The organism is Clostridium tarantellae, assembly GCF_009295725.1.
Taxonomy (GTDB): Bacteria; Bacillota; Clostridia; order Clostridiales; family Clostridiaceae; genus Sarcina; species Sarcina tarantellae.
In genome coordinates, this window is the sequence record NZ_WHJC01000151.1 from 1 (window position 1) to 8,187 (window position 8,187).

Here is an 8,187-nt window from a genome sequence, read left to right on the forward strand (position 1 = left end):
TTGAATAAAAATTAAATAATATTTAATAAAATATTAAATAAAGACTTTTTGAATTCTATTAAATATATAAAATAAAATTATTGCAAAAAATTAATTTAATATATAAACTAAATTAATAAAGCTTAGATATTAATTATATATAAAACTTTACATAATAAATTAAAGAAAGGATTTAAACATGAGAATAAATAAATTACTAAGTAATTTAGGGATTTGTTCTAGAAAAGAAGCTAATAGACTTATTGAAGCAAATAGAGTAATAGTAAATGGAATAAATTGCATGCCTGGTCAGTGGGTAGAAGAAAGCGATAAAATACTTATAGATAAAAAACCTATAGTTAAAAATAATAAAATTTATATAATATTAAATAAACCAGCAGGAATTATATGTACTTCTGCAAAAGAAATAGAAAATAATATAATTACATATATGAATTATCCAAAGTATATTTTTCCAGTTGGAAGATTAGACAAGGATTCTCAAGGCTTAATTTTAATGACTAATGATGGTGAATTAACAAATAAAATATTAAAATCAGAAAATGAACATGAAAAGGAATACATAGTAACTGTAGATAAGGATTTTGATGAAACCTTTATTTTAAAAATGTCTCAAGGTGTAGATATTGGAGGAATAAAAACAAAACCTTGTAAAATAAGTAAAATCACTAATAATACTTTTAAAATAATTCTTACACAAGGATTAAATAGACAAATTAGAAAAATGAGTAAAGCATTTGGATATACAGTTACTAAATTAGAAAGAGTAAGAATAATGAATATAAAAATAGATAAATTAAAAATCGGACATTGGAGAGAATTAAGTAAAAGTGAGGTTGAAGAATTAATAAATAGTTAAAATATAAAGAATTATGTAATAAAGGATATAAGGTAAATAAGGATAAATATACTTGAATAAGTAATCTTCAATTGTATAAAACTAAAATTATTAATTGGAGGTGAAAAAATGGTTTTAAAAAAAAGAAAATTTACTTCTTTAGTTTTAGCATTTAGTATTTTTGCTTCACCAGTAATAGTTGAAGCAAAATCTAAACCTAGTAGAAGTAGAGATATAATATATGAAGGGTATTCATATACTACTCAAGTAAACAATTTAAACTTAATTATTAATGATATTTATGAAACTTATAATGGATTAGTTGTAGATGCGTATCTTTATAACACAACTAATAGAATTTTTTCTGATATTGGTAATTTTAATTTAGAAATTAGAGATAGTTATGGTGCTGTTATTGCGCAAAAAGTTTTTAGAACAATATCAATTAAAGGTGGACTTTCACCATTACAAGGTAAGAGAGTATTTTTAAATTTTGGTAGAAGATCTTATAATTTGAAAAATAAAGACTTAACAAATATAAGCTGGGCATTTACTTATAATTATAGAGATAAAGAATAAATTTAAATAGATGATTTTTAAGAAAAGTTCTTAAAAATCATCTATTTATTTTATGTAAATTCATTTTAAAATATTAATATTTGATATTAAAAGTTATTTAATATTAGAATTAAAAATATACTTTAATAAATTTAGGAAGGAGAATTTTATGAAGATAATATCTATTTTATTATTTGCTATAGCATCTAATTTAGATAATTTTGCTGTAGCTGTGAGTTACGGCATGAAAAAGATAAAAATAGAAATAGTAAGTAATTTAATTATTAGCTTTATTTCAGCATTAGGAACATTTTTATCCATGTATTTAGGAATGATTATATTAAAATTTATTAATAATAAAATAACTAATATTTTAGGAGCAACAATTCTTATACTTATAGGAATATATTTTATAGCAGATTATTTTTATAAAAGAGATAAAGAAACTTTAGTTAAATATCCTGAAAAAGCAGATAAAGATAATTCTAAAGTAATAGATACAAAAGAAGCTATACTTTTAGGAATTGGATTAAATATAAATAATTTAGGTACAGGCATTGGAGCGTGTATAACTGGATTAAATATTTATTTAACAACTTTTATTGTATTTATATCAAGTTTTGTCTTTATAGTATTAGGATATATTTTAGGAAATAAGTTATTATCAAATCTATTTGGTAAAATTTCAACCTTGATTTCGGGCATATTAATCATAATTTTGGGTTTATATGAATTATTTATTTAAAATAAAAGCACAAAACTTTAAAAGTGTTATTAAGTAACAGTTTGTATTAATTAAAATTTAGTATTATAATAAAAAAAAGAAAAACACATGAGAAAATTAAATGTTTTTATATGTGTATATATGAAAGGAGTGTTTATTATGCGTGACAGATCTGATATAAGCAGAAAAGCTTTTGAATCAAAATTTCAAGAAAAATATGAAGAGACTATAACTAAAACTAATGTTTCTAAAGCTAAAGAGTTAGATAAAAAAGTTTTAAATGAAGAAAAAAGAGAAGAAGAAAATTATATTGATAAAAAACATTAATTTGAATTAAGTTTATATAATTTTATATATTTACAATTTAGAATATTAAGCATTTACTATTTAATTTATGAATTATTAAATATATTTAAAGAAGGGAGTTGTTTATTATGAAAACACCACAAGATATAGAAATAGAAACAGAAGAAAGAATAGAGACTATAGAAGAAATACCAACAGAAGAAGAAATAGTTGAATTTTTAAGAGAATCAGGAATTAATGAAAAATTACAAGATGTAACTTTAGAGCATACTAAAAAAAGATTAGAAGTTCTTCTTGCATTAGCTGAAGAAGGTAAGGATAAAAAGTTAGTTGAACATAAAAAAGAATTAAAAAACCTATTAAATAATTTAAAAGGTCATGAAGATAAAAGAGCAGAAATGCAAGCTATAAGAGATGTTTTTAGACAATATCAAGATTCTTATAGCACTACGTGTGGAAGCTTTTTAGATCAAAAACATCTTGATGAAAAAATTAAAAAAGCTTTAAGAGAATATAAAAAACATGAAAAATTTAAAAAACATGAAGAAAAAATTGCTCAAGGATGGTTTAGAGAATTAAATAAATAATTTAAGTTGAAAATAAAAATTTTATAAAAATTTATAGAAGAGAAATAATATAATATATACTTTGTAGGTGTATTATACTATTTCTTTTTTATTTATAAAATATTATTAAGCATAGATATAACCAATGGTGTTTTATATAGGTATAAGTAGAATTACTTAATCAATTTGTGTATAATACATAGTAGTTGAACAGAATAAATATAACAGTTTTTTTAAAAAGTATATTTAAGTGTTTAAAAAGGTTATATTTAAGAGAGGAAAATAAAAATGGAAAAAATAGAATTATTAGCTCCAGCAGGAAGTATGGAGAGTTTAATTGCTGCTATAAATAAAGGAGCAGATGCAATATATTTAGGTGGAAGTAAGTTTTCCGCAAGAGCTTATGCTTCAAATTTTGATAATGAACAAATGGAGAAAGCTATAGATTATGCACACAGTTATGGAGTTACTGTTTATGTAACTATAAATACATTAATAAAAGAAAATGAATTTGCAGAAGCTTTAGAATATATAGGTGAATTATATGAAATGGGAGTAGATGCGCTTATAATTCAAGATGTGGGAATATTAAATAAATCAAAACAGTTATATCCAGATTTCGAATTACACGCATCAACTCAACTTAGTATACATAATGGAGAAGGTGCATTATTTTTTAGAGATAATGGTTTTTTAAGAATAGTTTTATCTAGAGAGCTTACTTTAAAGGAAATAGAACATATATCTAAAGAATTAGGTATTGAAACAGAAATATTTGTTCATGGAGCTTTATGTGTTTCATATTCAGGACAATGTTTAATGAGTAGTTTAATAGGTGGTAGAAGTGGAAATAGAGGAAGATGTGCTCAAAGTTGTAGACTACCGTATACACTTATTAGAGAAAAAGATAAAAAAGAAATTAAAGGATACTTATTAAGTCCTAAAGATATTTGTACAATTGAAAAGGTAGAAGACTTAATAAATTCTGGAACATCTTCTTTAAAAGTTGAAGGAAGAATGAAAAGACCAGAATATGTTGCTGGAGTTATTGAAAGTTATAGAGAAGCTATAGATAATGTTTATAAAAAAAGAAAGGTTTCTCAAAATAAGAATAAAATTAAACTTATGAAATTATTTAATAGAGAAGGATTTTCTAATGCTTATCTTTATAAAAATATAGGAAAAGATATGATGGCATATGAAACCCCTAGAAATACAGGCATATTTATAGGGGAAGCTTTAAAAAATAGAGAAATAATACTAACTGAAGATATTGCACTAAAGGATGGAATAAGAATAAGTGATGATGGGTTTACTATTTCAAAAATTATTCTTAATAATAAAGAAGTTGAAGAAGCTAAAAAGGGAGATAAGGTTAAAATATTTCCTAATAGATATAAAGCACATGATAAGTTATATAAAGCTTCAGATATAAAATTATTAAATAGTTTAAAAACAGCTTATGAAAATCCATATGAAAAAAAAATATTATTAAATTCTTATTTAAAATTTAAAGTGGATGAACCTTGTGAAATTACTGTAGAGTATAATGGGAATTATTATACAAAGCAAGGAGATTTAGTACAAAAAGCTGTAAATAGACCTTTATCTAAGGAAAGAATAGAAGATAATTTTAAAAAATCAGGAGACATAGCATTTAAAATTAATAATATTGAATTTGTAGATTTTGAAGATGGATTTATGTCAGTATCAAGTATTAATAATCTAAGAAGAGAAGTATTAGAAGAAATAAGATTATATGAAATTAATAAATTTAAAAGAAATAAAAAAATAGATTTTAATAATAAATTAGAAAATACTAGAAAAGAAAGAGATTTACCAGAGTTTTTAATAACTTTAAATACACAAGAACAACTAAAAGCAGCTTTAGATAATAATATTAATTCTATAGCTTTAGATATATTTGGAAAAAATGAAGAACAACTTAATAAAAAAGTTTTAAAAAATATTAAAGAAAATAATATAGATATATATATAAAAACTCCTACTATAATAAAAGAAGAATTTGAATATATATGCAATATAATAGAAGTAAATTTAAACAATATATGTGGCATAGTTACTGCTAATGCAGGAATTATAAATAGGTTTAAAAATAAAACTAAGATAATAGGTGATTATAAACTTAATATATTTAATTCAAAGGCATTAGATTTTTACAACAAACATATAGAAGGTAGTTGTTTAAGTATTGAACTTAATAGAAAAGAAATAAAGGGTGCTTTAAAAAATAAAGCAGAAGGAGTACAATTTTATTTATATGGAAAACCAGAAGTTATGGTTAGTGAGTATTGTCCAATAGGAAGCACATTTGGAGGAAAAACAGCTATAAAAAATTGTGATAATCAATGTGTAAATAATAATTTTATATTAAGAGATAGAATGAATCAGGATAATGTAATAAAAACGGATATATTTTGTAGATCTCATATTTACAATACTGTTCCTATAAATATTATATATGAAATAGAAGATGTTAAGTCTTTAGGAATAAAATCATTTAGAATAGATTTAATAGATGAAAATTATAAAGATGCTTCTAACATAATAAAATCAGTATTAAGTACAACTAAAATGGAAAATAAAAATTTCACTAAGGGTCATTATAGAAGAGGCGTTGAGTAAAGGGGATATAAAAGGAATGAATGAAAAAGTTCTAAAGGTTTTAGAGTTTACTAAAATTAGAGAAGAATTAAAAAAATATGCTATAACAAAATCCGCAAAAGAAATGATTATGGATTTAAAGCCATATGATTCTATGTATGATGTAGTTGAACATTTACAAGAAACTAATGAAGCTTTAAATGTACTTATGAAAAAGGGTAATCCTCCTTTTGAAGGACTTTATGATGTAAAAGAAGGAATAGTAAGAGCAGAAAAAGGTGGAGTTTTAAATACGGCTACTCTTTTAAGAATAGGAAATATGCTAAGAGCAGCTAGAAGAACTTCAGAGTTTTTAACAAGAAAAGATGAGGAAGAAAGCTATAGAATTTTAGAAGATATAGCAGTAGGAATAGTTATTTTAAAAAATATAGAAAATTCCATATTTAATGCTATATTAAGTGAAGAAGAAATTTCAGATAAAGCAAGTTCTACTTTATATGGTATAAGAAAAAGTTTAAAAGAGAAAAATTCATCTGTAAGAGAAAAAGTTAATGCTATAGTTAGAAGTAATTCTCAGTATTTACAGGATAATTTATATACTATGAGAGGAGATAGATATGTTATACCTGTTAAAGCAGAGTATAAGTCGCAAGTACCTGGATTAGTTCACGACCAAAGTTCAACAGGCGCAACTCTTTTTATAGAACCAATGAGTTTAGTACATTTAAATAATGAAATAAAAGAGTTAAAATTAAAGGAAAGAGCTGAAATTGAAAGAATTTTAGAGGAATTATCTTCATTAATTTATGGAAGTATAATATCTATAAACAATAACTTTAAGATATTAGTAGAATTAGATTTTATATTTGCTAAAGCTAAATATGGAAGTCATATGGGTGGAACTATGCCTTTAGTTAATAATGAAGGAATTATTGATTTAATAAATGCAAGACATCCATTAATCCATATAGATAAAGTAGTATCTTCAGATATATATTTAGGGAGAGAATTTAATAGTTTGATAATAACAGGACCTAATACAGGGGGTAAGACTGTTACATTAAAGACTACAGGTCTTATTGAACTTATGGGGTTAAGTGGTCTTTTAATACCTGCAATGTATAATTCAAGCATAAGTTTTTTTAAGGAAATTTATGCTGATATTGGAGATGAGCAAAGTATAGAACAAAGCCTTTCAACATTTTCATCTCATATGAAAAATATAGTTAATATTATGAAAAATGCTGATGAAGAAAGCTTTGTACTTTTTGATGAACTTGGTGCAGGAACAGATCCTACGGAAGGATCTGCTTTAGCAATATCTATATTGGAAAATTTGAGAAAAAGAGGATGTAGAATATTAGCTACAACTCATTATAGTGAATTAAAAGGATATGCATTAAGAACAGAAAGGGTAGAGAATGCTTCAGTAGAGTTTAATGTGGAAACATTAAGTCCAACATATAGATTATTAATAGGAGTTCCAGGAAAATCTAATGCTTTTGAAATTTCAAAAAGATTAGGATTAAGTGATTATTTAATTAAAGAAGCAAGAGAAATAATATCTAGTGAATCATTACAATTTGAAGATTTAATACAATCATTACAAGATAAAAGTATAAAGGCAGAAAAAGATGCTAGAGATGCAGCAGTATTAAAAAATGAAGCTAAGATATTAAAGGAAAAATATAAAGAAAAATTAGATAGAATAGAAACTGTTAGAGAAAATGCTTATGCAGAAGCAAGAAGAGAATCTAAGCAAATTTTAAACAATGCAAAAGAAGAGGCTGATGAAATACTTAAAAATATGAGAGATATAGAAAGAATGGGTATTTCAAGTGATGCTAGAAGAAAGTTAGAACAGGAAAGAGCTAAACTTAGAAGTAAAATGGGAGATGCAGAATCTCATCTTCAAAAGAAAGTAGAAGATATTAAAGGTGAAGAATTAGATGAAGTTAAATTAGGAATGGATGCATTTTTACCTTCTTTAAATCAAAAGGTAGTTATTTTATCTAAACCAGATTCAAAAGGAATGGTTCAAGTTGAAGCTGGTATTATGAAAATAAATGTTAAGCTTAACAATTTAAGAAAAGTTACTCAAACTAAAGAAGAGAAAAAAGTTAAAAAAAGAGAGGCAAAGCTTAATATTAAAGCAGTTGCAACTTCAGTGGATTTAAGAGGAATGGATTCAGAAGAAGCTTGTTATACAGCAGATAAATATTTAGATGATGCTTATGTGGCAGGGCTTGGAGAGGTAACTTTAGTTCATGGAAAAGGAACTGGTGTATTAAGAAAAGCTATAAATGAAATGCTTAGAAAACATCCTCATGTTAAAAAACATAGACTTGGAGAATATGGTGAAGGTGGCAATGGAGTAACAGTTGTAATATTAAAATAAGATATTGTAAATATATAAGTGGAGGCAAGATTTATTTAATATAGAATAATTTTATTGTAATTAGAAAAACAATAAGAATTCTATACTTTGAAAATCTTGTCTTATTTTTATTCCATGATAAATATAAAGTTATGTAACCAACATAATATTTAATTAATATAATATATAAAGC

The 8,187-nt window shown here is 24.1% G+C and carries 7 protein-coding genes; all 7 read left to right on the top strand.

The features are described from left to right. Nucleotides 1-178 precede the first annotated feature (178 nt). The 7 genes from GBZ86_RS10050 (at nucleotide 179) to GBZ86_RS10075 (ending at nucleotide 8,015) form a co-directional block, all read left to right on the top strand. Nucleotides 179-859 (top strand): pseudouridine synthase, encoded by a 681-nt coding sequence (locus GBZ86_RS10050; RefSeq protein ID WP_152890286.1) that lies wholly within the window; start codon nucleotides 179-181, stop codon nucleotides 857-859. A gap of 108 nt (nucleotides 860-967) precedes the next feature. Beyond that, the gene (locus GBZ86_RS10055) at nucleotides 968-1,417 is read left to right on the top strand and encodes a hypothetical protein (RefSeq protein ID WP_152890288.1); all 450 of its coding nucleotides are present in this window, start codon (nucleotides 968-970) and stop codon (nucleotides 1,415-1,417) included. 148 nt (nucleotides 1,418-1,565) lie between these two features. Then, nucleotides 1,566-2,141, top strand: coding sequence for a sporulation membrane protein YtaF (gene ytaF / locus GBZ86_RS10060; protein WP_152890290.1), 576 nt, complete (start codon nucleotides 1,566-1,568; stop codon nucleotides 2,139-2,141). A 138-nt stretch (nucleotides 2,142-2,279) separates the two neighbouring features. Continuing rightward, nucleotides 2,280-2,447 (top strand): hypothetical protein, encoded by a 168-nt coding sequence (locus tag GBZ86_RS17150; protein WP_170272204.1) that lies wholly within the window; start codon nucleotides 2,280-2,282, stop codon nucleotides 2,445-2,447. A 107-nt stretch (nucleotides 2,448-2,554) separates the two neighbouring features. Then, entirely contained in the window at nucleotides 2,555-3,013 is a 459-nt protein-coding gene (locus tag GBZ86_RS10065) for a hypothetical protein (protein WP_152890292.1), read from the top strand. A 267-nt stretch (nucleotides 3,014-3,280) separates the two neighbouring features. Next, nucleotides 3,281-5,638, top strand: a complete 2,358-nt coding sequence (locus tag GBZ86_RS10070) for a U32 family peptidase (RefSeq protein ID WP_152890294.1) — start codon at nucleotides 3,281-3,283, stop codon at nucleotides 5,636-5,638. A gap of 16 nt (nucleotides 5,639-5,654) precedes the next feature. Beyond that, nucleotides 5,655-8,015: an endonuclease MutS2 gene (locus GBZ86_RS10075; RefSeq protein ID WP_152890296.1), complete on the top strand. Its 2,361-nt coding sequence runs from the start codon at nucleotides 5,655-5,657 to the stop codon at nucleotides 8,013-8,015. Nucleotides 8,016-8,187: the final 172 nt, after the last annotated feature.